The following is a 22,956-nucleotide window of genomic DNA, read 5'->3' on the forward strand; positions in this document are numbered from 1 at the left end:
GGACTAACCTGGTCCGCATGGCGAACCTCAACAAGGCGTTCGTCGCCAGGCTAGCCGGACTGCCGGTGATCGGCCCTGACGGGGACGACATCGGGCGGATCCGTGACGTCGTGGTGACGATGCGTGCCCGGCACAAGCAGCCCCGGGTGCTCGGACTGGTGGTGGAGCTGCCGACCCGTCGGCGGATCTTCGTCCCGATGTTGAGGGTCGCGGCGGTCGAGCCCCGTTCGGTCGCGCTCGTCTCCGGAACCATCAATCTCCACCGGTTCCAGTCCAGGCCCGGGGAGAACCTCGTGCTCGGGGCGCTGGTGGACTCGATCGTCGGGGTCGATCCGGAGCGCGGCACGACCGGCGCCGCGCCCCCCGGCGCGACCGGCACGACCCGGTCGGCGGCGACGGCGCGCTACCAGGTCGTCGACGTGGAGATCGAGCAGCAGCGCACCCGCGACTGGCTCGTCTCCCGTCTGGCCGTCCGGGTTCGGCGCGGGCGCGGACCACTCGGTCGCCGGGGGCCGGTGTCGATCCAGCCGTGGGCTCGGATCGACGGGCTGGACGACGACGCCATCGGCACTCCCGAACACGGGGCCGAGAGCCTGGTGGAACGCTACGCCGATCTGCGCCCGGCGGACGTCGCGCACGCGCTGCGGGAACTGCCCGAGGTCCGTCGGCTCGAGGTGGCCCGCACCCTCGACGACGAGCGGCTCGCGGACATCCTCCAGGAGCTCCCCCACGACGAGCAGACCGAGATCGTGACCCGGCTCGAACTCGAACGGGCGGCGGACGTCCTCGAGGCGATGGACCCCGACGACGCCGCGGACCTGTTGGGGGAACTGCCGGAGAAAGACGCGGAGTCGTTTCTCGAACTCATGCACCCGGACGGGTCCGCGCCGGTCCGGCGGCTGCTGACGTTCGACGCCGACACCGCCGGGGGGCTCATGACCCCGGAGCCCATCATCCTGTCGCCGCAGACGACCGTCGCGGAGGCACTGGCCCACTGCCGTAATCCCGACCTGAGCCCGGCGCTGGCGAGTCTCGTCTTCGTGGTCCGGTCCCCCACGGCCACCCCGACGGGGAAATACCTCGGCTGCGTCCACATCCAGGCACTGCTCAGGGAATTGCCGTCGACGATGGTCGCCGAGACCGTGGACACCAGCCTGTCCACCCTGCGCCCCACGGACTCCGTCGACTCGGTGACCAGGTTCTTCGCGACGTACAACCTCGTGTGCGGACCGGTCGTCGACGACGAGGGGCACCTGCTGGGTGCGGTGGCGGTCGACGATCTCCTCGACCACCTCCTCCCCGAGGACTGGCGTGACCTGGACCTGCATGACACCAGAGAGGTACGTCGGTGACCGAACCCGGCACACGCTCGGCGCTCTCGACTCCCGTCACCTCACGGCGGCCCCGCATCACAGTCGATCCCGACGCCGTGGGCCGATACAGCGAGGCCATCGCGCGCTTCTTCGGAACCGGCCAGTATCTGCTGATCCAGACGATCGTCGTCATCGTCTGGATCCTCATCAACGTCACGGTGGTGGCGCTGCGTTTCGACCCCTACCCGTTCATCCTTCTCAATCTCGCCTTCTCGACCCAGGCGGCCTACGCGGCGCCGTTGATCCTGTTGGCACAGAACCGGCAGGAGGACCGGGACAAGGAGTCCATCGCGGTGGACAGGTTGCGTGCGACCCAGACCAAGGCGGACACCGAGTTCCTGGCACGGGAGCTGGCCTCCGTCCGGCTCTCCGTGGGCGAGACGGTGACCCGCGACTACCTGCGCCGCGAGCTCGACGACCTGAAGAGCTCGGTCGAGCGGATCGAAGCCCTGCTCGCGACCCGCGATTGTGATGGCAGTAACACCGAACGGGGCAAAAACGATTCAGACACCAGGGGCCGGAGGTAGCGTCGACCCGCACGGCAGCGATGTCACGACGCACCCCGCTCGCGACACCGTCCGGACGTTGTAGGGGGAGCTTTGCGCAAGATCGCGCGCGATACTGATCGACGGGTACTGGCCAGCGCCGCGGTCGCCGCGGGAGTGATCGGCGTACTCACGGCCGTGAGCCTGACGATGGACCACAGTCGACCCACCGGTGCGTCCGGCATCGTCCAGGCGGCCGAGACCGCCGCCCAGGACCCGACGACCGCACCCGGTACCGCCTCCCCGACCTCCGAGACCCCGCCGCCGAGCGAGGCGGACGACCCCGGGGCCGCGCACATCGAGCCGGCGACGATCCCCGACGGCCCCTGGGCATCCCCGGGATCGCCCTCGACGCCTACCACCGCGCCGCCGACCGCCTGAACATCGAGAAGCCCGCGTGCGAGATGGACTGGACCATCCTCGCGGGTATCGGTCAGGTCGAGTCCAACCAGGGACGAGGCCGCTTCGACGCGCAGGGCAACACCATCGGTCGGATACTCGGTCCCCGTCTGGACGGGTCCCTGCCCGGTACCGCCGTCATCACCGACACCGACGGCGGGAGGTTCGACGGCGACACCGAGTACGACCGGGCGGTCGGGCCCGTGCAGTTCATCCCGTCCACCTGGGCCGTGCTGGGCAGGGACGGCAACGGTGACGGCGTGGCCGACCCCAACAACATCTACGACGGCGCTCTCGCGGCCGCGACCCTGCTGTGCGGGCAGGGCGGCTCGATGGGCGACCCCGCGGCCCGCACCCGGGCCATCCTCGCCTACAACAACTCGCTCGCCTACGTCGCCAACGTCAACGCGTGGGCGCACGGCTACGCCGTCAACGCCTACCCGTTGCCCGCGGACCTGCCGGATATCCACAAGCCCGAGCCGATCGTGGAACCCCCGGCGACCCCCGACCACTGCCCGGACGGCTGGGAGGGACGACCCACCGCCCCACCGGCGCCTCCCCGGCCCGGAGAGCCCGGCGCCCCGGTCCCAGGGTGCACCGAGGTGCCCCCGACGCCCGCTCCGCCTGCGGAGCCCGCACCGCCGGCACCGTCCCCGTCCCCGGAGAGCGTTCCGGCTCCCCGGCCGCCGGCACCGCCGGCGCAGGTCGCCCCGGCCCCGCCCGGGTTGCCGGTCTTCGACCTGCCCTGTATCGCACCGTTCTGCGTACCGCCACCCGCCTGAATCGCCCGCCCCCACCCCGACGCCTAGACTCGGGGGCATCATGAGTGCACCCAGCGAAGAATCGATCCGCGCCGCCCTGGCCAAGGTCGACGACCCGGAGATCCGAAAGCCGCTCACCGAGCTCGGCATGGTCAAGGGCGTCAGCATCGACGAGGGTTCCGGCCGGGTCGACATAGGCATCTACCTGACGGTGGCCACGTGCCCGATGAGGGACACCATCACGGATCGGGTCCGCACCGCGGTCGCGGACGTCGCCGGCGTGGGCGAGGTCGTGGTCGAGCTCGACGTGATGGACGACGAGCAGCGCACGGAACTCCGCAAACACCTGAGGGGCGACGCGACCGAGCCCGTCATCCCGTTCGCCCAACCCGGCAATCTGACGAGGGTGTACGCGGTCGCCTCGGGCAAGGGCGGCGTGGGTAAGTCCACCGCCACCGTCAACCTCGCGACCGCGCTGGCGTCCCGTGGGCTGTCCGTGGGGGTACTCGACGCGGACATCTACGGGCACTCCATCCCCCGGATGCTCGGAACCGACGCGCGACCCACCCAGGTCGAGCAGATGATCCTGCCGCCGGTCTCACACGACGTGAAGGTCATCTCGATCGCACAGTTCACCAAGGGCAACACCCCGGTGGTCTGGCGTGGCCCGATGTTGCACCGCGCGCTCCAGCAGTTCCTCGCCGACGTCTACTGGGGGGACCTCGACGTCCTGCTGATGGACCTGCCGCCCGGCACGGGTGACGTCGCCATCTCGATCGCGCAACTCATCCCCTCGGCGGAGATACTCGTGGTCACGACACCACAGCAGGCGGCGGCCGAGGTGGCCGAGCGTGCGGGGTCGATCGCCCTCCAGACGCGTCAGCGCATCGCGGGCGTGATCGAGAACATGTCGTGGCTCGAACTGCCCGACGGGACCCGCATGGACGTCTTCGGCACCGGCGGTGGCGCCGAGGTGGCCGCGAACCTCTCGCGATCGGTCGGGGCGCCGGTGCGGTTGCTCGGCCAGGTGCCGCTCGAGCAGGCCGTCCGCGAGCACGGCGACGAGGGCACCCCGATCGTCCTGGCGGAACCGGACTCGCCGTCCGGCCGGGCCTACAGGGAGATCGCGGACGGCCTCGCGGTCCGGCCACGCGGCCTGGCGGGGATGAACCTCGGTATCGACACCACCCGCCACCTCTGACCGTCGGACCGCGGTCACGACCCGCCCGAGGGCGGATGCGGGTGGCTCAGGTGGCGTCCGGGTCCCAGGTCGGCGCGGCGCCCGGAGACGTGGACGAGGACGGGGGGGTCGGCCCGGTCGATCGGGGGACGGCCGGGCGGGGTCCGGTTCTCTGGGGGCCGGCCGACGGGGAACCTGTCGACTGCGGGCCGGTGGACTGCGGCCCGGTCGACCGGGGGCTGGTGGTTGGCGGGCCTCCTGCCGGCGCCGCTGCGCCGAAATCGCCCGTGAACAGAGAGTCATCCCCGTCGAGGAGGTGCTTGGTCACCATCGCGCGGGGCTCATGCCCCGCAGATCGCTGAGCTGCTTGAGCGGTTCGCGGAATTCCTCGAAGTCGGCCCCGTAGTCATCGCGCAGCTGCTGCTGGGCGGTCCCGGCGAACTCCTTGACCTTGCGGATCGCGGACGCGAGCCACCGGGCGGCTTCGGGAAGGCGCTCGGGCCCCAGGACGACGAGCGCTATCACGCCCAGTACCAGGAGCTCGGACCAACCCACGTTAGAGAACATCGCCTCTGAGGATACGTCGTCCGGCACCCCTGGTCACCACGACCTCGGACCACGCCGGGGTCAGGCGAGGACGGGGCGGACGGTCACCTCGATCCGTGAGCCGTCTCGGATGACCTCCACCGGGACGTCCACGTCCGCGCCGGCGCGACGGACGGCCACGATGAGTTCGTCGGACGAACGCACCCGACGTTCACCGATCATCGTCACCACGTCGCCTTCCCGCAGACCGGCCTCGAGCGCGGGCGAGCCCTCGCGGACGTTGACGAGCTCGGCGCCCTCGACGTCGCCGTTGTCCGCCTTGCGCGCGTTCACACCGATCGTGGCATGACGCACGGACCCCTCGGTCATGAGCGAGGTCGCGATGGCGCGCACGTCGTTGACGGGGATCGCGAACCCGAGGCCGATCGATCCGCCTGTCCGGGTGAAGATCGAGGTGTTGATGCCGATCACCGCCCCACTGGCGTCGATGAGCGGACCGCCCGAGTTGCCGGGGTTGATCGCCGCGTCCGTCTGGATGGCGTCGATCACGACGTCCCCGTCGGACGTCGACTCCCCCAGCGCGATCGGCCGCTCGGTGGCCGACACGATGCCCTCGGTGACCGTCCTGGCCAGGCCCAGGGGCGAACCGATGGCCACCACCTGCTCGCCCACCTCGACCCGCTCGGAATCCCCGAGCGTCGCCACGGTGAGGTTCTGGACCCCGTCGACCTTGAGCACCGCGAGGTCGGTCGCCGGGTCGCGGCCGACCAGTTCGGCCGACGCCCTGGTCCCGTCCGGGAAGACGACGTCGATGTCCGCCCTGTCCGCGGCACCGTCCATCGTGACGACGTGGTTGTTGGTGACGATGTACCCCTGCGGGTCGATGACGATGCCTGAGCCCTCACCCCGCGCCGAGGGGGTCGAGACCTGGATGTTGACCACCGCCGGCTGGACCCGCTGGGCGACCTCACCGACCGGGTTGTCGGGCCGCAGGACGTTCGTCGGCGCGTCGGCGATGCGGACGGTCGACGTGGTGAGCACTCGCGCCGAATCGGCGACGATCGCTCCGATCCCGCCACCCACCAGGGCGATGACGGCGACGGCGGCGGCGGCTGCCCCGAGTGCCTGCCGACTCAGCCGCCGTTCGAACAGTGCCTCGGAGAGCGACAGCCTCGGGGGCGGGGGCACGGAGGAACCGGACAGATCCTCGGGTCCGGGCTCCCCGACCGCCTCCACGGCGGGTGCGCCGAACCCCACGGGCGCGTGGGGATCGCGCCAGGGGTCGGGTGATGCGGGTGGCGGCTCCTCGGTCTGGTCCTGCCACGACGGGTGTCGCTCGATCCCCCCCTCGGTGTCACCGGACGGACCGAACGCGGCGGCCAGCGCGGGGTCGGAATCGTTTCGGCGCGCCGGCCCGGACGCGTGATCCGGTGAGGAGGGGTCGTCCGGAGACGCCGGGCGCCGGGGATCGAATCCCCCGGTCACCCCGGCCGGTCGGGAGAAGAGTCCGGCGGAGGCCTCGTCCACCTCCGGCTTGTGGACCGGGGCCGGCTCGCGGAGTGGTCGATCGGGGTCCGCGCCCCGCCCCACCGGACCGGGCACTCCATTCTCATCCTCCACGCGACCCAGCCTAACGGCCGGACGGGCGCAGGCGGCGCAGGAGTCTCGACCACCGGCTGCCCGACGAGGGCTCCGTGACGAGGGGGACGTCCTCGGACGCGCCCTCCCCGAGACGTCGGAGTCGCTCCCGCAGATCCCCGGGCATGTGGATGGGGCCGGACCCGCGAAGAGCCCGACGTGCGTCCTGCTGTTCGGTCACCTCGCGGCGGCACTGCGGGCACAGTGCGAGATGGGCGTCCGCGCGGACCTTTCCGGCGGAGGGGAGGCACCCGTCGACGTACGCCGCCGCCGCCTCGGTGGAGAGGTGGTCGGTGGAGAGGAAGTGGTGTCCCCCACGGGGAGGCGGAGTGCTCTCCGCCACTTCACGGACCGAATCCCGGGACAACCGGTACTCGGGGGCGGGACCGCGTCCCGCCTGGTATCGGTCCACCCTCGCCCCTTCTCGTCCGTCTTCCTCTGTATCTGATCCGGCCGGCACCCGGCGCTCCCACCGTCCGAGGGGCTCAACGCGCCGGGGGCGCCGCTGGTTCCCCGCAGACCCGGAGAGATCAGTCGATGCCCTGGTGCACCCCGGTCACGCCGGCCGCCTCGAGCTCGGCCCGCAGGGCGGACCGTCCCCGATGGATCCGGCTTCGGACCGTCCCCATCTTCACGCCGAGGATCCGTCCGACCTCCTCGTAACTGAGATCCTCGATGTCGCACAGCACCACCGCCGCGCGGAACTCGGGCGAGAGGTTGGCCAGGGCGGTCTGGAGCACCGGATCGAAGGTCTCCTCCGAGAGGACCTGCTCCGGACTGCGTTCCCGGCCCGGCACCCGCTCGGCGTCGTCGGGGAGAGCCTCGAAGCGGATGCGGCCTCGGCGCCGCGCCATGTCGAGGAAGAGGTTGGTGACGATGCGGTGCATCCACCCCTCGAAGGTGCCCGGCTTGTACTTGTCCAGGGACCTGAACACCCGGATGAACGCCTCCTGGGTGATGTCCTCCGCGTCGTGGGCGTTTCCGCAGAGCCGGAAGGCCAGACGGTAGACCCTGTCCCCGTGCTGGGCGACGAGTTGGGACCAGGACGGCATGTCCGCGGCGTCACCGCTCGCGTCGAAGCGTGCGGTCCCCACCGCCTCATCGTGGTCCCCGCCGGGGACGATCGACGTCTCGTGCACGGTCTGCGAGTACATGCGCTGCCGCCGCCTTCCGGCGCGGGATCCTCGCAAGTCGCCCGCGCGGTCTTCCGCCGCACCCTCGTGGAGCGACGTGGTCCCACCCTCCCTCATCGGGCTGTTCTCACGGTATACCCGTACTGAGATCCCCCTGAGAGTCTCATACCGATCCGATCACCGCGCGTTGGACACGTCGTACGCGCACGCGGCGATACGCTGACCAGGTGTCCGATTCGACTGACGTCCCCGCCACCGACCGTTCCCGGCTCACCGATCTCGCGCGCCGCAGTGCCGATCTGGTCGACGACTCCCTCTACGCCCCCGCACGCGCGGAGGCGGCCGAACTGGGTGCCGCCTCCCCGGACGCGTTGACCGCCGAGGTGATCCGGTTGGTCGCGAGACTGACCGGAGCCCGGGCCGCGGTGTGCATCTCCCCCGCTCCCGGCGTCCCCGCCCTGGCGATCCTGGCCGCGACCGGGCAGGGCTCGGGCACCGTGGTCACCTGCATCACCGACGATCCTCATCACCTCGAGGCGGCGCGGGCCGCGGTGCGGGACGCCGGCCACCCCGCGTCCGCCGCCCGCTACATCGCCGCACGGCCCCTGGAGGTGGCGGACAGGCTCGCTGACGGCGCCTACGATCTGCTCGTCGCCGACGTGCCGGAACACTCGGTCTCCCGGGTGCTGGCCAGGGCCCACCACCTGTTGCGCTCCGGCGGCGCGCTGGTGCTGATCGGTGAGCACGCCCCGCTGCCGGAGGGAGCGGATCTACCCGAGCACGCTCACGCCACCGTCCTGCCCGTCGGCGGCGGGCTGACCGTCGTCACGCTCTGATCCACACCGCACCGGGCGGCGGCCGGCCGGCGCCCGGGGCCCCGTCTCAGCCCGGCAGCGACGTGACCGAATTCTTGGACACGCTCACCACGCCGCCGGCACTGACGGGGAACCGCAGGCGGTCGCGTTCGTGGTCGACCCCGATCACATCACCCGCGCCGATCTGGCAGTTCTTGTCCACGATCGCCTTGCGCACCACGGCGCCGCGGCCGATCCGGACTCCGGGCATGAGCACGCTGCCCTCCACCACGGCGCCGTCCTCCACGACCACGTTGTTGGAGACCACGGAGTTGCGCACGGTGGCCGCGGAGATGATCGTGCCCGCCCCCACCATCGACTCCTGGGACATCCCGCCGTTGACGAACTTGGCGGGCGGCAGGTTGTCCTGTTGCGTGCGGATGGGCCACAGCTTGTTGTAGAGGTTGAAGACCGGGTGCACCGAGACCAGATCCACGTGGGCGTCGTAGAAGGCGTCGATGGTCCCGACGTCGCGCCAGTACCCCCTGTCGCGCTCCGTCTCGCCGGGGACCCGGTTCCGCGCGAAGTCGTACACGTACGCGCGCTGCTGTTCCACCAGCGCGGGGATGATGTCCCCGCCCATGTCGTGGGTGGAATCCGGCTTCTCCGCGTCGGCCTTGAGGGCGTCGACGAGCGCATCCGCGGTGAAGATGTAGTTGCCCATCGAGGCGAAGGTCGCGTCCGGGTCGTCCGGGGTGCCCGGTGGATCGGAGGGCTTCTCGACCCAGTCACGGATCAGGTCGTCCTCCCCCGCGTCGATGCAACCGAAGGCGAAGGCCTCACGTCGCGGGACCCGGATCCCGGCGACCGTGACCGCGGCTCCCGTCTCGATGTGGTGCTCCAGCATCTGACGGGGATCCATGCGGTACACGTGGTCCGCCCCGAAGACGACGATGTGGTCGGGCCTCTCGTCGTAGACCAGGTTCAACGACTGGAGGATGGCGTCCGCCGAACCGGTGTACCACCGGGGTCCGAGCCGCTGCTGCGCGGGGACGGGGGTGATGTACTCACCACCCATCCCGCTCATGTGCCACACCTGCGAGATGTGCCGGTCGAGGGAGTGCGACTTGTACTGGGTGAGGACGCAGATCCGCATGAAGCCGGCGTTGACGAGGTTGCTCAGGACGAAGTCGATCAACCTGTAGGACCCGCCGAACGGGACCGCTGGTTTGGCGCGGTCCGCCGTGTGCGGAAAGAGTCGCTTGCCCTCGCCACCGGCGAGGACTATTGCTAGGACGTGCGGCTGGTTCCTCACACCCCCACCGTAACGATTTCCGGGCCGCCGACGCGGGCCATCGCGGGACTTGCCCCCGCTCTGCCCCGGCAGGACACCCCGTGGTCGGGCGGGGTTCACCCGCAACGCTCCAGGGGACGCCGCGGACGGCTAGGTTGGCCGGTGTGCGAGTAGCGATGATGACGAGGGAGTATCCGCCGGAGGTCTACGGCGGGGCGGGCGTCCACGTGACCGAACTGGTGGCCACCCTGAGGCCGCTGTGTGAGGTGGACGTCCTGTGCATGGGCGCCGACCGGGACTCCGCCCGGGCGTTTCGCCCTGATCCGGAGCTGGGCGAGGACGCCAACCCCGCGATCCGCACCCTCTCGGCGGGCCTGCGCATGTGTGTGGCCGCGGAAGGGGCGGACATCGTCCACTCCCACACCTGGTACACGGGCCTCGCAGGCCACCTCGCCGGGGAGCTCTACGGGATCCCGCACGTGGTGTCCGCCCACTCGCTGGAACCCAGCCGCCCCTGGAAGGCGGAACAGCTCGGCGGGGGTTACCGCGTCTCGTCGTGGTCCGAGCGCAACGCCTTCGCCCACGCGGACGCGGTGGTCGCCGTGAGTGCGCGGATGAAGGACGAGATCCTCCGCGTCTACCCCGAGGTCGACCCGGAGAAGATCCATGTGATCCTCAACGGTATCGACACCTCCGTGTGGTCGCCGGGCGAGACCTTCACCGGCGAGGACTCCGTCCTCCGCCGCCACGGTGTCGACCCGGACCGCCCGATCGTCGCGTTCGTCGGACGCATCACCCGTCAGAAGGGTGTGCCCCACCTGGTCCGTGCCGCCCGCGACTTCCACCCGGACGCCCAGCTCGTGCTGTGCGCCGGTGCGCCGGACACCCCGGAGATCGGGGCCGAGATGGAGTCCCTGGTCGGCGATCTGCAGTCCACCCGTGACGGCGTGTTCTGGCTCCGCGACATGTTGCCGCGCGACGAGGTCATCGAGATCCTCTCCGCCGCCACGGTGTTCGCGTGCCCGTCCGTGTACGAACCCCTCGGGATCGTCAACCTGGAGGCGATGGCGTGCGACACCGCGGTCGTGGCCTCCGATGTCGGGGGGATCCCGGAGGTCGTCGTCGACGGTGAGACCGGCATCCTCGTCCATTACGACGAGTCGGACCCGGACGCCTTCGAGGCCGGCCTCGCCGCCGCGGTCAACGAGCTGGTGGCCGACCCCGCCAAGGCCGCCGCCTACGGCCGTGCCGGTCAGGAGCGGGCCCGGACCCGGTTCGCGTGGGAGGCGATCGCCGAGCAGACCCACGCGATGTACGCCTCACTCCTGTAGAGACCTGCGGAAGGACCGCACCTCGACGTGGACGCGGAGAGGAGCGTCGCCCACCCCTACCGCGGCTTCTACGCCGGCGCGGTTCAGGTGCACGCCACTGGGCCCCATGAGCGCGAGGTCCGCGGCGATCCGCGCGGGAACCTCCGTGGTGACATCGACCACCCGGACCGGGCCGGGATCGAAGCCCGCGGCCAGTCGGGTGTCGAGACGCTGCGCCTTGTCCGCCGCGGGCGCGAGCATCCCGGCACGGGACCTCAGGGGCTCGAGGTGGCCCGGGCCCGGCACCGCGACGACCAGTGTCCCGCCCGGACGCAGGACCCGCGCGAACTCGGCGGGGTTCCTGGGGGCGAAGACCACCTGGACCACGTCGACGCACCCGTCCTCCAGGGGCAGCCCGTCCCACGTGTCGACGACGAGAGCCGCGACGAGAGGATTGACGCGGGCCAACCGACGGGCGGCGGCGACGGAGAGTTCCGTGCCGATCCCGAGAGGGCCTCCCGCCGCGTCCGCGGCCTCATCGCTCCCCGCACCACTCCGGAGTAGCGCGTCGATGACCCGGTCGAGATAGAACCCGGTGCCGGCACCGGCGTCCAGGATCACGGGGCGATCGTCTGAGCCGACCGCACCGGCCACCGCCTCCACCGCCGCCTCCACCAGCGCCTCGGCCACACCGTCGAACACCCCGTGGCCGAGGACCCGTTCGCGGGCGGCGACCTGCTCCGCCGAGTCGCCGGGGAATCGTCGACCCCGCGCGCCGAGGAGCGTCAGATGACCACCGCGAGCGCGGTCGAACGCATGCCCGCCGCCACACCGCACTCCGGCCCCTGTCGACTCCAGGCCGGCCCGGCACAGCGGACAGCGCAACAGCGGCACCGCCCTCGCCAGCGCGGCCGGGGCCGGGGTCATCGCCGAGGCCGGTCCACGAGATCCCGGAGCAGCCCCACCAGTGTGCGGGTGGCGAAACCGGTCGCCACCGGTCCGACCTCGTCGATCTCCTCCGGCGACCGCGCCGGGCCGGCGATGTCGAGGTGGGCCCACGGCCGACCGTCGACGAACCCCTCCAGGAAGAGGGCCGCGGTGATGGCCCCCGGGCCCGCGGGGGCCTGCCGCCGATCCGCGATGCCGGAATCGACCGCCCGGCGCAGGTCGTCGGGAAGCGGGAGCCGCCACCACCGCTCCCCCGCCCCCGCACCCGCCACCGACACGCGGTCCGCGAGATCGTCGTCGTTCGCCATCACCGCACCCGTCCGCATCCCGAGCGCCACCTTCATCGCCCCGGTCAGGGTGGCCACGTCCACGACCAGGTCCGGATCGCATTCCGCGATCCCGTGCACCAACGCATCGGCCAGCACCATCCGGCCCTCCGCGTCCGTGTTGGTGACCTCCGACGTCGTACCCCCCACGTGGGTGACCACGTCCCCGGGGCGATACGCGGCACCGGAGATCATGTTCTCGGCCGAGGGCACCACGACGGTCACGTCGAGATCGGCGTACCCGTCACTCGCGTCGGCGCAGTAGGAGGCCGCCGCCGCCACGACCGCGGCCGAGCCCGCCATGTCCGTGCGCATGAGATGCATCCCGTCCGCCGGCTTGACCGAGATCCCACCGGTGTCGAACGTGATGCCCTTTCCCACCAGCAGCACGCGCGTACCGGGGCCGGGTCGGCGCGCCACCAGGACCCGGGGCGACGCGGCGGACCCGCCGCCGACCGCGAGGACACCCCCGAATCCGCCCTCGACGAGCTGGTCACCCTCGAGCACCCGGGTACGCATCCCTGCCCCGGACAGCACGTCGGCCATCCGCGCCACGAGCCATGCAGGGGTCTTGAGGTCGGCGGGAGCGCCCGCGAGATCGCGGGCCAGGGCGGTCGCCCGTGCGGCGTCCTCGGCGGCCGCCACAGCGGCGCGGACGGCCTCCTCGTCGTCGTCCTCCGTCCCCCTCGACACCCGCACCACCAGGGCTGGTGGCACCGGCGTCGGATCGGCGGCGAAGACATCCTGCCCACGGGCGCCCAAGAGATATCCCAACACCAGATCCCCCAGCCGGTCGACGGGTACGACCCCGGGGACGGCGACCGTGACCTGCTCGATCCTGCCCGTGTCGCGCAGGTGCCTCGCCACGGCCGCCCCCGCGCGGCGGTAGCCGATCCCGACATCCACCGTCCCCGCCCAGCCGGGGCGGGGGGACGACGCGTCGATCTCCACCTCCACCACCGGACGGCCGTCGACCACGCTCGTCCGCGCCTCAGCCGGGCGACCACGGAGGGATCCGTCCGTCGTCGCGGGTCGGGTGGCCAGGGGCCATCCATCGACGGCCTCGGATCCGCCGACCACCAGGACGGTGGGCAGTGGACGTGAGGGGATCTCGGGCATCGGGTTCACCTTCCGTAGAACCGACTCGACGCACCCGCCACGTGGGTCGGGTGCGTCGAGTCGACAGAGCAGAGGACGATCAGGAGATGGCCTGGGTCAGCTCCTCGCCGAGCGACCTCGCCTCGTCGGGGGTCAACTCCACGACGAGGCGTCCGCCACCCTCGAGAGGGACGCGCATGACGATCCCGCGGCCCTCCTTGGCCGCTTCCATCGGTCCGTCACCGGTCCTGGGCTTCATAGCCGCCATCAGGTCGATTCCCTTCGTCCTTGGCAGTGGGCCGCGTCCGGTGAGGACGACCACGCCCACGTGCGGTGTTGCTGAATGGATGCTGCGATTCTAGCGCGTCACACCGGGCCCGGACGCGGGAGCGCGTTCTGGGCCCGCGGCGTCCGAGTGCTGTGGGCCGTTTCCCGCGCCGTCGAGGCGCGCGCGGAGGCGGTCGATCTCCGCGGCCGCCTCCTCCAGTGCCCAGTCGACCTCCGACATCGTGTACCCGCGTGCGGACATCCCGAACCGAACCGATCGCAGATCGTCTCCACGGAGCGGGCCCTCCGGCAGCGAGGTGACCGTGTGGCCCCGCGCCACGGCCGGCAGTGGCTCGGAGCGGCCGAAGACCACGACCGACAGGGCGAAGAGCGCTGCGGCGACGATCAGGGTGAGCACCACGTAGACGACGACGGTGAGCATGCGGGCGAATCCCCCTCTGGTCCGGGCCGGTCCCCCAGTCTCGCACAACCGCCGCGGCGTCGGCGGCGGTGACCAGGCCGGGTCAGGCGAGCCCCCGGACCGTTCGCGCAGGTGGGCGGGTCCCCGAGATGGAGGCCACCATCTCCACCGCCCTACGGGTCGCGAGCACGTCGTGGGTGCGGAACACGCGGGCACCCATCATCGCCGCGACGGCGGTCGCGGCCAGAGTGCCCTCGGCCCTGTCGTCGATACCCGCGTCCAGGGTCTCGCCGATGAAATCCTTGTTGCTCAGAGCCATGAGGACGGGGTGGCCCAGGGCGACGATCTCGTCCAGTCGCCGCAGCAGTTCCAACCCGTGGAAGGTGTTCTTCCCGAAATCGTGGGTGGGGTCGATCAGGATCCCGTCGGCCGGGACGCCCGCGGCGATCGCCCGCTCGGTGGCGGCCGCCAGTTCCGAGACCACGTCGAGGACCACATCGCGATAACCGACCCGGAAGGGACGGGTCCGCGGGATCGCGCCGCCGGTATGGGAACACACGAACCCAGCCCCCACCTCACCGGCTGCGACCAGGACCTCGGGATCGTGTCCGGCCCACGTGTCGTTGACCAGATCGGCGCCGGCGGCGAGGGCCTTCCTGGCGACCGACCCACGCCAGGTGTCGACGGAGAGCACGGCGTCGGGGTACCTGTCCCGCACCGTCTCGACGAAGGGGACGACCCGACGCACCTCCTCACGGGCGTCGACGAGCTCACCTGGCCCCGCCTTGACCCCACCGATGTCGAGGATGTCCGCGCCGTCCGCCACGCACCGATCGACCCGCTCCATCGCCGCCGCGTCGGTGAAGTTCGCTCCACGGTCGTAGAAGGAGTCGGGGGTGCGATTGACGATCGCCATCACCAGGGGCCGGTCGACGGGTACCGGGTGCCCGCAGAGCGTGGGCTTCCAGTTCGAGGGTGAGGGGGCCGAGGTCGGTGCGGTCATCGACGCCCTCCGCAGGCGTCGAGGGCTGCCTCCACCTCATCGCGGACCACGAGGTGGTCGAACGCCTGAGGCGAGACCAGTCCCGACTCGACGAGGCCCCCGACCCAGTCCAGCAACGGCCGGTAGAAGCCGATCGGGTCGTACAGCACCACCGGCTTGTGGTGGAAACCGAGCGACGCGGACGTCCACATCTCGAACATCTCCTCCATCGTCCCGATCCCCCCGGGCAGGGTGAGGAACGCGTCGGAGCGCTCCTCCATCTCGCGCTTGCGCTCCCGCATGGTGGTCACCACCACCAACTCGTCCGCGGCGGTGTCGGCCACCTCCCGCACTCGCAGCCCTTCAGGGATGACACCGACGGTTCTGGCTCCGCCGTCCCGCGCCGCCTCCGCGACCGCACCCATCATCGACACGTGACCTCCACCGGAGACCAGGGACCACCCGCGGCGGGCGATAGCCGCACCCACTTCGGTGGCGATCCCCAGCAGCTCGGGGTCGTACGACGAGGAGGCGCAGTAGACGCAGACCCTGCGCCCGGGCACAGGGGCCCTCATCGTTCGACTCCCCGGTGCTCCTCGCCGAAGAGGTCTTCCCGCTGCTCTGCGGTCAGCGCGGCCTGATGGTGCGCCCGGCGGATGTACTGGACGGCCTCGTCGACGGAATCCGTGACCAGGAACAGATCGAGATCGGACGCCGAGACCATGCCCTGCTCGACGAGGGTGCCCCGGATCCATTCCACCAGAGGTGCCCAGAAGTCGACGCCCAGCAGCACGATCGGGAACCGGGTGATCTTGTCCGTCTGGACCAGGGTGATCGCTTCGAAGAACTCGTCGAGGGTGCCGAAACCGCCCGGGGTGCACACGAAGGCCTGCGTGTACTTGACGAACATCGTCTTGCGGACGAAGAAGTAGCGAAAGTGCAGGCCGAGGTCGACCCAGCGGTTGATTCCCTGCTCCATGGGCAGCTCGATCCCCAGACCCACGGACTCGCCGTTCGCCTCCCAGGCGCCCTTGTTCGCCGCCTCCATCTGACCGGGTCCACCACCGGTCACGACGGCATACCCCGCCTCGGCGAGGGCACGACCCAGTTCCACCGCCTGCTCGTAGGCGGGATCGCCCGGGCGCGTCCGTGCCGAACCGAAGACACTCACCGCGTCGGAGAGCTCCGCGAGTGCGCCGAACCCGTTGACGAACTCGCTCTGGATGCGCAGGACCCGCCACGGGTCGGTGTGCAACCAGTCGGTGTCCTGATTCTTGTCCAGCAGCCGCTGGTCCGTGGTCGTGCGATCGCCGCCCCTGTCCCGTCGCAGGAGGAGCGGGCCGCGCAGGTGTACCGGATCGTTCTGTGCCATCAGGGTCACATCTCCTACAGTGGTCGGCCCGGGTTCGGAGGCCCGGATCGTGTCGGCTCCGGGCTCGTGTCGGCTCCGGGGTTCAGTCGGCTCCGGGGTTCAGTCCGATGCGGTGAGGTAGGCGCGGAGCATCCCGGTCACCGCGGTGATCTGGGTGGCCGGGCAGTGTTCCTCCCGGGTGTGTGCCAACCCGGGATCGCCCGGACCGAGGTTGACCGCGGGAATGCCCAGAGCAGCGAACCGTGACACGTCGGTCCACCCGTACTTCGCCCGCACCCGCCCACCCGCCGCACGCACGAGGTCGGCCGCCGCCGGGGCCGCGAGACCCGGCAGGGCCCCGGGGGACATGTCGGTCAGTTCCCAGTACTCACCGGGCTCGCTCGGCGGATCCTCGCCCGTCGGGATGCGCCCGGACCGGGTCAGCCCGAGCGCCTCGAGAGCGTGCGTGAGCGCCGCATCGGGGTCCCGGTCCGGGGCGAACCGGAAGTTGACGTCGAGCCATGCCTCGTCCGGAACGGTGTTGCCGGCCACGCCTGCGGACATCCGCACGGCCTGCAGCCCCTCCCTGTACACGCATCCGTCGATGTCCACCGAGCGCGGCTCGTACGACTCGAGCGCCGCCAACAGTGGGGCTAGTCGGTGCACGGCGTTGTCGCCCAACCAGCTCCGCGCCGAGTGGGCCCGGGTGCCGCGGGTGTGGATCCGGAGACGGCAGGTCCCCTGACAGCCCGCCTCGATCTGGCCACCGGTGGGCTCACCGAGAATCGCCACGTCCCCACGGAGCCAGTCCAGGTGGCTCCGTTCGAGGAACCCCAGGCCGTTGGCGGTGGCCTCGATCTCCTCGCAGTCGTAGAGGACGAGGGTGAGATCGTGCGCGAGCGCGGCGGAGTCCGCGAGGGTCGCGAACAGGTGGAGGAACACCGCGTCCCCGGACTTCATGTCGACCGCCCCGCACCCGTGCAGGACCAGATCGTCGCCCTCTCCGGTGATCGTGGACGGCACGTTGTCCGCCACCGGGACGGTGTCGAGATGACCCGCGAGCACCACGCGCGTGGGCAGGCCCCTGGTGGTCCGGGCCAGGATGCGGTCGCCGTCACGGATCAGTTCGGTCCGCCCGGCGGCCGGTCCGGTGAACCCGGCGACCACCTTCTCGAGCGCGGTGTGGACGGCGCCGGCGATCACCGCTTCCGCCCGGGAGGGGCTGGGGATGTCGACGAGCGCACGGGCGAGGTCGACCGGGTCTGCGGTCAGATCGAGGGCGGCGGTCACGGCGTCCACCTTAGATGCCCGTCACCGTTGTGCGCCGGGGCCGACCGCTAGCATCGGGGTATGAGTGCACACGGAGCCGTAGCCACCGGAATCGCCACCCTGACGTCCGATCACACCGTTCTCGACGTGTGGTATCCCGCACCGGAGCTCGGTGCGGCCTCCGAGGGGGGCCACCGGATCCTCTCGGGCGACGAGGTCCCCGCCGAGCTCGCCCCCCTGACAGGACCCGATGCCGACCGAGGTGTCGAGCGGGTCGCGGTCCGCGTGGAGATCGGCGACCTCACGCAGGCCCCGACCGACGCGTACGACGCGTACCTCCGGCTCCACCTGATCAGCCATCGCCTCATCAAGCCCCACTACGCGAACATGGACGGCCTCTTCGGGACCCTGAGCAACGTGGTGTGGACCAACTTCGGCCCCTGTGCGGTCCCGGGCTTCGAGCTCGTCCGCGCCAAGCTCCGCGCCCGCGGACCGGTCACGGTGTTCGGCATCGACAAGTTCCCGCGCATGGTGGACTACGTGGTCCCGTCCGGGGTGCGGATCGCCGACGCCGACCGCGTCCGGCTGGGAGCCCACCTGGCGGAGGGGACGACCGTCATGCACGAGGGCTTCGTCAACTTCAACGCCGGCACCCTCGGGCCGTCGATGGTCGAGGGCCGCATCTCGGCCGGGGTCGTGGTCGGCGCCGACTCCGACGTCGGCGGTGGCGCGTCGATCATGGGGACGCTCTCCGGCGGCGGCAAGGAGACCATCTCGATAGGCGAACGGTGCCTGCTGGGAGCCAACTCCGGGATAGGGATCTCCCTCGGTGACGACTGCGTGGTCGAGGCCGGGCTCTACGTCACCGCCGGCACGAAGGTGGACGTCCGGGCGGGCGCCTGGGCCGACCGCGAGCCCGTCAAGGCCGGTCGGCTCTCCGGGATGGACAACCTGCTCTTCCGTCGCAACTCCGTCTCCGGCGCGGTCGAGGCCGTGCCGTGGAAGAAGGAGGGCGTGGAACTCAACGACGCGCTCCACGCCAACGACTGACTCGCGGGCGGACATCCGCGTCCGGTATCCCACATCGGCGGGCGCCGGCCGGGTCTCGGTGACCTCAGGCCAGCCGGCGTACCGCCTCGGCCACCGTGGCGTCGGTGGCCGTGAGGGCGATGCGGACGTGCCGGGCACCCGCGGAGCCGTAGAATTCACCGGGCGCCACGAGCAGGCCGCGCCGGGCGAACCAGTCCACCGTCTCGCGACAGGGCTCGTCCCGCGTCGCCCAGAGGTACAGCCCGGCCTGCGAGTGATCCACCCGGAATCCGGCGGCCTCCACGGCCGGGAGCAGGAGCTCGCGCCGGGCCCGGTAGCGCTCGCGCTGCTCGGCCTCGTGCGCGTCATCCCGAAGCGCCGCGGTCATGGCGTTCTGGACGGGCAGGGGCATCATCAGGCCGGCATGTTTGCGGACCGCCAGCAGCTCCGCCACGAGCGACGGATCCCCCGCCACGAAGCCCGCGCGATACGAGGCGAGATTCGAGGTCTTGGACAGCGAGTGCAGGGCCAGCAGGCCGGAGTGATCGCCGTCGCAGACACGCGGGTCCAGGATCGACGGCGCCTCCCCCTCCCACACCAACCCGAGGTAACACTCGTCCGAGGCCACGATCACCCCGCGTTCGCGGGCCCACTCGACCACCTTGCGCAGGTGGTCCACGCCGAGCACCCGGCCGCTGGGGTTCGCCGGCGAGTTGAGGTAGAGCAGGGTGGGCGACGACGGGCCGAGCTGGGTCAGCGAGTCGGCACGCACGACCGCCGCCCCCGCGAGCAGGGCGCCGACCTCATACGTCGGATAGGCCACCTCCGGTACGACGACCGTGTGCCCCGGACCGAGTCCGAGTTGTGTGGGCAGCCCCGCGATGAGTTCCTTGGTGCCGATGGCGGGCAGTACCGAGCCGGCGTCCAGCCCGGTGACACCGTAGCGCCTGGCGAGGGCGTCGGCGGCAGCCGTCTGCAACTCCGGTGTCCCGACGGTGGCCGGGTACCCCGGTTCGTCGGATCCGGCATCGAGCGCCTCGCGGATCACCGGGGCGACCGGATCGACCGGGGTTCCCACGGTGAGGTCGACCAGGCCGTCGGGGTGCGCCGAGGCGAGGGTCCTCGCCTCGGCGAGGGTGTCCCACGGGAACACGGGGAGTGCGCGCGCGGGAGGACGGCGCTCCGGGCGCGACACGACCGAGGTCACTCCTGGTTCATGGGGGGCAGCGCCTTGATGAACGGGTGGTCGTAGTCGATCTTGCCCACCTTGGCCGCGCCACCCGGCGATCCCAGCTCCACGAAGAAGTCGACGTTCGCGGTGTTGTACTCGGACCACTCCTCCGGGGTGTCGTCCTCGTAGAAAATGGCCTCCACCGGGCACACGGGTTCACACGCGCCGCAGTCGACACACTCGTCGGGATGGATGTACAGCATCCGTCCACCCTCGTAGATGCAGTCGACCGGACACTCCTCGACGCAGGACTTGTCCATCACGTCGACGCACGGCTCTGCGATCGTGTAGGTCACGTCGGCCACCTTCCTCATAGCGGTATGGCCTGCATCGTATGTCACACCCCGTGCGCGCGACCACGCCGCCCCGAAGCCGGTCGCGCTATGTGACGACGGTCACGGGGATCTGGGTGGGAGCCGGGCCGTAGACGGTGTCCCTGCGCCGCACGGGCCGTCCGATACCGGTGGCGATCTCCGCGATCTCCTCCGGGGTCTTGGCCGACCCGTTCTCCGCCCCGGCCATCCGGGAGATCGTCTCCTCCATGAGGGTGCCGCCGAGGTCGTTGGCGCCCGCGCGCAACATGGTGCGAGTGCCCGCGACCCCGAGCTTGACCCAGCTGGTCTGGACGTTGTCGACGGCACCGTGCAACATGATCCGGGCCAGCGCGTGGACCGCGACGTTCTCCTGGCGAGTCGGACCCGGCCGGGACGCGCCCGCCAGGTAGAGCGGGGCGCTGCGGTGCACGAAAGGCAGGGGGACGAACTCGGTGAACCCGCCGGTCCGGTCCTGGATCCCCCTCAGCGTGCGCAGGTGCGCCACCCAGTGCCGCGGCGTGTCCACGTGGCCGTACATCATGGTGGAGCTCGATCGCAGTCCCACCTCGTGTGCGGTGGTGACGATGTCGATCCATTCGGAGGCCGGGAGTTTGCCCTTCGTCAGCACCCAGCGGACCTCGTCATCGAGGATCTCCGCCGCCGTCCCCGGGATGGTGTCCAGACCGGCCGCCCGCAACTCGGTGAGCCACTCCCTGACCCCCACCCCGGACCGGGCCGCCCCGTTCGAGATCTCCATCGGGCTGAACGCGTGGACGTGCATGGACGGCACCCGCTCCTTGACCGCGCGGACGAGGTCGGCGTACCCGGTGACCGGCAGGTCCGGGTCGATCCCGCCCTGCATGCAGACCTCGGACGCCCCGGAGACGTACGCCTCGTACGCGCGGTCGGCCACCTCGGCGGCCGAGAGCGAGAACGCGTCCGCGTCCCCCTTGCGCTGGGCGAACGCACAGAACCGGCACCCCGTGTAGCAGATGTTGGAGAAGTTGATGTTCCGGTTGACGACGTAGGTCACCGTCTCCCCCACCACGTCCGCGCGGATCCGGTCGGCGAGTCCGGCCACGGCGGCCAGCCCGTCCCCCGTGGCCGTGGCCAGGGCGAGGTACTGGTCGTCGGTGAGGCCGGCCGGGTCCGATTCCGCGGCCCGCAGCGCCGCGACGACCTCGGAGTCCGCGCGCTCGGGGACCAGCGCGGCCGCACCGAGTTCGGCGGCGCGGGCCCGGATGACGTCCCAGTTGCCGAACGCCTCGCCGATGTCCGAACGGGTGTCGGTGTTGCGGCCCTCGGTGTCGATCGCGGTGTGCAGGTCCGTCCGTCCGCTCGAGTCCCAGTCGTCGTCGGGCTCCTGCCACGGCCGCCCCGAGGGGCGGACCACCTCGTCGTCGCCCCCACCACCGTCACCGACCGCGGCCAGGCCCGTGCCCGGGTCGGCGAGCGCGTGGACGTGCCCCGACACCCTGGGGTCGATCCAGGCGTCGCCCGCACCGACGTAGCGCGGGTGGGCGGTGAGACGCTCGGTCAGTGCCCACCCCGCCGCCGCCAGGTCGGCGGTCAGCCCCTCGAGATGCGGCCACGGCCGCTCGGGGTTGACGTGATCGGGTGTCAGCGGGGAGATGCCGCCCAGGTCGTCCACCCCCGCGCCGATGAGAGCCAGCACCTCCCCCCGGTCCACCAGATTCGGCGGGGCCTGGACGGCGACCCGCGGGTCGAGCACCAGGCGCGCGACGGCGATCGCGGCGAGGAACTCGCCGGTGTCCGCGTCGGCCGAGTCGCGCATGGCGGTGTCGGGCTTGGCCCGGAAATTCTGGACGATCACCTCCTGGAGGTGTCCGAACTCCCTGGCCAGTCCGGCCAACGCGAGCAGACTCTCGGCCCGTTCGGTCCGGTTCTCCCCGATACCGACCAGGATCCCCGAGGTGAACGGCACCGCGAGACGCCCGGCGTCGGTCAGGGTCCGTAGCCTCACCGCGGGGTCCTTGTCCGGGCTGCCGTGGTGGCACGCACCCGGGGTGGTGAACAGCCTCGTGGCGGTGGTCTCGAGCATCATCCCCATCGACGGTGCGACCGGCTTGAGCATGGACATCTCCGACCAGCTCATCACCCCGGGGTTGAGATGCGGCAGCAGCCCCGTCTCCTCCAACACCCGGATGGCCATGGCCCTGACGTAGTCCAGGGTCGAGGAGAAGCCGCGCGACTCGAGCCACTCCCTCGCCTCGGGCCAGCGGTCCTCCGGTCGGTCGCCCAACGTGAAGAGCGCCTCCTTGCACCCGGCTTCCGCGCCGCGTCGGCACAGGTCCACCACCTCGTCGGGGTCGAGGAACAGCCCCTCGCCAGCGGCCCGGAGCTTGCCCGGAACGGTCACGAACGTGCAGTAGTGGCAGCGGTCGCGGCACAGGCGGGTGAGCGGGACGAACACCTTGCGGGAGTAGGTCACCACCCCCGGGCGTCCCTCGTCGACGAGCCGTGCGTCGCGGCGCGCGGCCGCCAGCCCGGTCAGCCGGACGAGATCGTCACCACGCGCGGCCAGCAACACCGCCGCCTCGGTCACGTCGAGGGTGAGCCCGTCGGAGGCCCGGCGCAGCGCGCGGCGCATGGCCGAGGGCGTGGGCTCGGGATCGACGGGCGTCAGGGCGAGATCCATGTCCGTGATGATGCCCCACCGAGGCCGCGAGGTGGAGGGCCGGTGCTGCGTGGGAGGTCACGGCCGTACGGAACGGGACCGCGCACTA

The 22,956-nt window shown here is 71.2% G+C and carries 23 protein-coding genes and 1 pseudogene; 8 read left to right on the top strand and 16 right to left on the bottom strand.

Going from position 1 to position 22,956, the window contains the following annotated elements:
* Window positions 1-17 precede the first annotated feature (17 nt).
* The 5 genes from CT688_RS09790 (at window position 18) to CT688_RS09805 (ending at window position 4,279) form a co-directional block, all read left to right on the top strand.
* Entirely contained in the window at window positions 18-1,352 is a 1,335-nt protein-coding gene (locus tag CT688_RS09790; protein ID WP_107758129.1) for a magnesium transporter MgtE N-terminal domain-containing protein, read from the top strand.
* Complete coding sequence (locus CT688_RS09795; RefSeq protein ID WP_107756744.1) at window positions 1,349-1,900, top strand: DUF1003 domain-containing protein; 552 nt, start codon at window positions 1,349-1,351, stop codon at window positions 1,898-1,900. The genes CT688_RS09790 and CT688_RS09795 overlap by 4 nt, the downstream gene beginning before the upstream one ends.
* Window positions 1,901-1,972: 72 nt before the next feature.
* Entirely contained in the window at window positions 1,973-2,299 is a 327-nt protein-coding gene (locus tag CT688_RS17730; RefSeq protein WP_234414826.1) for a hypothetical protein, read from the top strand.
* A 23-nt stretch (window positions 2,300-2,322) separates the two neighbouring features.
* Window positions 2,323-3,099: a lytic transglycosylase domain-containing protein gene (locus CT688_RS09800; RefSeq protein ID WP_234414827.1), complete on the top strand. Its 777-nt coding sequence runs from the start codon at window positions 2,323-2,325 to the stop codon at window positions 3,097-3,099.
* 40 nt (window positions 3,100-3,139) lie between these two features.
* Window positions 3,140-4,279 carry an Mrp/NBP35 family ATP-binding protein gene (locus tag CT688_RS09805; RefSeq protein ID WP_107756745.1) on the top strand — a complete coding sequence of 380 codons (1,140 nt, stop codon included), beginning with the start codon at window positions 3,140-3,142 and terminating at the stop codon, window positions 4,277-4,279.
* A gap of 154 nt (window positions 4,280-4,433) precedes the next feature.
* Here CT688_RS09805 and tatB read toward each other — a convergent pair.
* The 4 genes and pseudogenes from tatB to sigE all read right to left on the bottom strand — a co-directional run.
* Window positions 4,434-4,825, bottom strand: a pseudogene (tatB, locus tag CT688_RS18070) (Sec-independent protein translocase protein TatB); the annotation flags it as partial.
* Window positions 4,826-4,885: 60 nt separating this feature from the next.
* Window positions 4,886-6,424, bottom strand: coding sequence for a S1C family serine protease (locus tag CT688_RS09815; protein WP_231750279.1), 1,539 nt, complete (start codon window positions 6,422-6,424; stop codon window positions 4,886-4,888).
* 10 nt (window positions 6,425-6,434) lie between these two features.
* Window positions 6,435-6,854 (bottom strand): anti-sigma factor, encoded by a 420-nt coding sequence (locus CT688_RS09820; protein ID WP_107756747.1) that lies wholly within the window; start codon window positions 6,852-6,854, stop codon window positions 6,435-6,437.
* A 118-nt stretch (window positions 6,855-6,972) separates the two neighbouring features.
* Entirely contained in the window at window positions 6,973-7,596 is a 624-nt protein-coding gene (gene sigE, locus CT688_RS09825) for an RNA polymerase sigma factor SigE (protein ID WP_107756748.1), read from the bottom strand.
* Between the two features lie 206 nt (window positions 7,597-7,802).
* Here sigE and CT688_RS09830 point away from each other — a divergent pair, with 206 nt between their 5' ends.
* On the top strand, window positions 7,803-8,411 hold the full coding sequence (locus CT688_RS09830) for an O-methyltransferase (protein WP_107756749.1): 609 nt from the start codon (window positions 7,803-7,805) through the stop codon (window positions 8,409-8,411).
* 46 nt (window positions 8,412-8,457) lie between these two features.
* Here CT688_RS09830 and glgC read toward each other — a convergent pair whose 3' ends face one another.
* Window positions 8,458-9,684 (bottom strand): glucose-1-phosphate adenylyltransferase, encoded by a 1,227-nt coding sequence (gene glgC, locus CT688_RS09835; RefSeq protein WP_107756750.1) that lies wholly within the window; start codon window positions 9,682-9,684, stop codon window positions 8,458-8,460.
* A 143-nt stretch (window positions 9,685-9,827) separates the two neighbouring features.
* Between glgC and glgA the strand changes: the two genes are divergently transcribed.
* Complete coding sequence (glgA, locus tag CT688_RS09840) at window positions 9,828-10,994, top strand: glycogen synthase (protein ID WP_107756751.1); 1,167 nt, start codon at window positions 9,828-9,830, stop codon at window positions 10,992-10,994.
* Here glgA and CT688_RS09845 read toward each other — a convergent pair.
* From CT688_RS09845 to dapE, 8 genes are all read right to left on the bottom strand, one after another.
* Window positions 10,983-11,900 carry a putative RNA methyltransferase gene (locus CT688_RS09845; RefSeq protein ID WP_231750280.1) on the bottom strand — a complete coding sequence of 306 codons (918 nt, stop codon included), beginning with the start codon at window positions 11,898-11,900 and terminating at the stop codon, window positions 10,983-10,985. The two genes, glgA and CT688_RS09845, sit on opposite strands and share 12 nt — an antisense overlap.
* The gene (locus CT688_RS09850; protein WP_107756752.1) at window positions 11,897-13,366 is read right to left on the bottom strand and encodes a M17 family metallopeptidase; all 1,470 of its coding nucleotides are present in this window, start codon (window positions 13,364-13,366) and stop codon (window positions 11,897-11,899) included. The genes CT688_RS09845 and CT688_RS09850 overlap by 4 nt, the downstream gene beginning before the upstream one ends.
* Window positions 13,367-13,445: 79 nt before the next feature.
* Window positions 13,446-13,613 carry a DUF3117 domain-containing protein gene (locus tag CT688_RS09855; RefSeq protein ID WP_081615186.1) on the bottom strand — a complete coding sequence of 56 codons (168 nt, stop codon included), beginning with the start codon at window positions 13,611-13,613 and terminating at the stop codon, window positions 13,446-13,448.
* Window positions 13,614-13,703: 90 nt separating this feature from the next.
* Complete coding sequence (locus CT688_RS09860; RefSeq protein WP_107756753.1) at window positions 13,704-14,054, bottom strand: DivIVA domain-containing protein; 351 nt, start codon at window positions 14,052-14,054, stop codon at window positions 13,704-13,706.
* Window positions 14,055-14,136: 82 nt separating this feature from the next.
* Window positions 14,137-15,036 (bottom strand): dihydropteroate synthase, encoded by a 900-nt coding sequence (folP, locus tag CT688_RS09865; protein ID WP_107756754.1) that lies wholly within the window; start codon window positions 15,034-15,036, stop codon window positions 14,137-14,139.
* On the bottom strand, window positions 15,033-15,590 hold the full coding sequence (locus CT688_RS09870; protein WP_107756755.1) for a TIGR00730 family Rossman fold protein: 558 nt from the start codon (window positions 15,588-15,590) through the stop codon (window positions 15,033-15,035). The genes folP and CT688_RS09870 overlap by 4 nt, the downstream gene beginning before the upstream one ends.
* Window positions 15,587-16,387, bottom strand: a complete 801-nt coding sequence (locus tag CT688_RS09875; protein ID WP_107758131.1) for a TIGR00730 family Rossman fold protein — start codon at window positions 16,385-16,387, stop codon at window positions 15,587-15,589. The genes CT688_RS09870 and CT688_RS09875 overlap by 4 nt, the downstream gene beginning before the upstream one ends.
* Before the next feature lie 99 nt (window positions 16,388-16,486).
* Window positions 16,487-17,656: a succinyl-diaminopimelate desuccinylase gene (dapE, locus tag CT688_RS09880; protein WP_107756756.1), complete on the bottom strand. Its 1,170-nt coding sequence runs from the start codon at window positions 17,654-17,656 to the stop codon at window positions 16,487-16,489.
* A gap of 60 nt (window positions 17,657-17,716) precedes the next feature.
* Here dapE and dapD point away from each other — a divergent pair, with 60 nt between their 5' ends.
* Entirely contained in the window at window positions 17,717-18,685 is a 969-nt protein-coding gene (dapD, locus tag CT688_RS09885; RefSeq protein ID WP_107756757.1) for a 2,3,4,5-tetrahydropyridine-2,6-dicarboxylate N-succinyltransferase, read from the top strand.
* A 64-nt stretch (window positions 18,686-18,749) separates the two neighbouring features.
* Here dapD and dapC read toward each other — a convergent pair whose 3' ends face one another.
* From dapC to CT688_RS09900, 3 genes are all read right to left on the bottom strand, one after another.
* Window positions 18,750-19,859, bottom strand: a complete 1,110-nt coding sequence (gene dapC, locus CT688_RS09890) for a succinyldiaminopimelate transaminase (RefSeq protein WP_197431401.1) — start codon at window positions 19,857-19,859, stop codon at window positions 18,750-18,752.
* Window positions 19,860-19,867: 8 nt separating this feature from the next.
* Window positions 19,868-20,191 (bottom strand): ferredoxin, encoded by a 324-nt coding sequence (gene fdxA / locus CT688_RS09895; protein ID WP_107758132.1) that lies wholly within the window; start codon window positions 20,189-20,191, stop codon window positions 19,868-19,870.
* 85 nt (window positions 20,192-20,276) lie between these two features.
* A complete protein-coding gene (locus CT688_RS09900) occupies window positions 20,277-22,868 on the bottom strand; it encodes a bifunctional FO biosynthesis protein CofGH (protein WP_107756759.1) in 2,592 nt (863 codons plus the stop codon).
* Between the last annotated feature and the right edge of the window lie 88 nt (window positions 22,869-22,956).

It is taken from the genome of Dietzia sp. JS16-p6b (assembly GCF_003052165.1).
Taxonomy (GTDB): Bacteria; Actinomycetota; Actinomycetes; order Mycobacteriales; family Mycobacteriaceae; genus Dietzia.

Excerpts from the sequence above, each read along its gene's own strand:
- CT688_RS09800 (WP_234414827.1), top strand. The coding sequence starts at position 2,323 with ATGGACTGGACCATCCTCGCGGGTATCGGTCAGGTCGAGTCCAACCAG.
- CT688_RS09850 (WP_107756752.1), bottom strand. The coding sequence starts at position 13,366 with ATGCCCGAGATCCCCTCACGTCCACTGCCCACCGTCCTGGTGGTCGGC.
- CT688_RS09845 (WP_231750280.1), bottom strand. The coding sequence starts at position 11,900 with ATGACCCCGGCCCCGGCCGCGCTGGCGAGGGCGGTGCCGCTGTTGCGC.
- dapD (WP_107756757.1), top strand. The coding sequence starts at position 17,717 with ATGAGTGCACACGGAGCCGTAGCCACCGGAATCGCCACCCTGACGTCC.
- CT688_RS09860 (WP_107756753.1), bottom strand. The coding sequence starts at position 14,054 with ATGCTCACCGTCGTCGTCTACGTGGTGCTCACCCTGATCGTCGCCGCA.
- CT688_RS09805 (WP_107756745.1), top strand. The coding sequence starts at position 3,140 with ATGAGTGCACCCAGCGAAGAATCGATCCGCGCCGCCCTGGCCAAGGTC.
- CT688_RS09875 (WP_107758131.1), bottom strand. The coding sequence starts at position 16,387 with ATGGCACAGAACGATCCGGTACACCTGCGCGGCCCGCTCCTCCTGCGA.
- CT688_RS09790 (WP_107758129.1), top strand. The coding sequence starts at position 18 with ATGGCGAACCTCAACAAGGCGTTCGTCGCCAGGCTAGCCGGACTGCCG.
- sigE (WP_107756748.1), bottom strand. The coding sequence starts at position 7,596 with ATGTACTCGCAGACCGTGCACGAGACGTCGATCGTCCCCGGCGGGGAC.
- CT688_RS09855 (WP_081615186.1), bottom strand. The coding sequence starts at position 13,613 with ATGGCGGCTATGAAGCCCAGGACCGGTGACGGACCGATGGAAGCGGCC.
- folP (WP_107756754.1), bottom strand. The coding sequence starts at position 15,036 with ATGACCGCACCGACCTCGGCCCCCTCACCCTCGAACTGGAAGCCCACG.
- CT688_RS09870 (WP_107756755.1), bottom strand. The coding sequence starts at position 15,590 with ATGAGGGCCCCTGTGCCCGGGCGCAGGGTCTGCGTCTACTGCGCCTCC.
- CT688_RS09900 (WP_107756759.1), bottom strand. The coding sequence starts at position 22,868 with ATGGATCTCGCCCTGACGCCCGTCGATCCCGAGCCCACGCCCTCGGCC.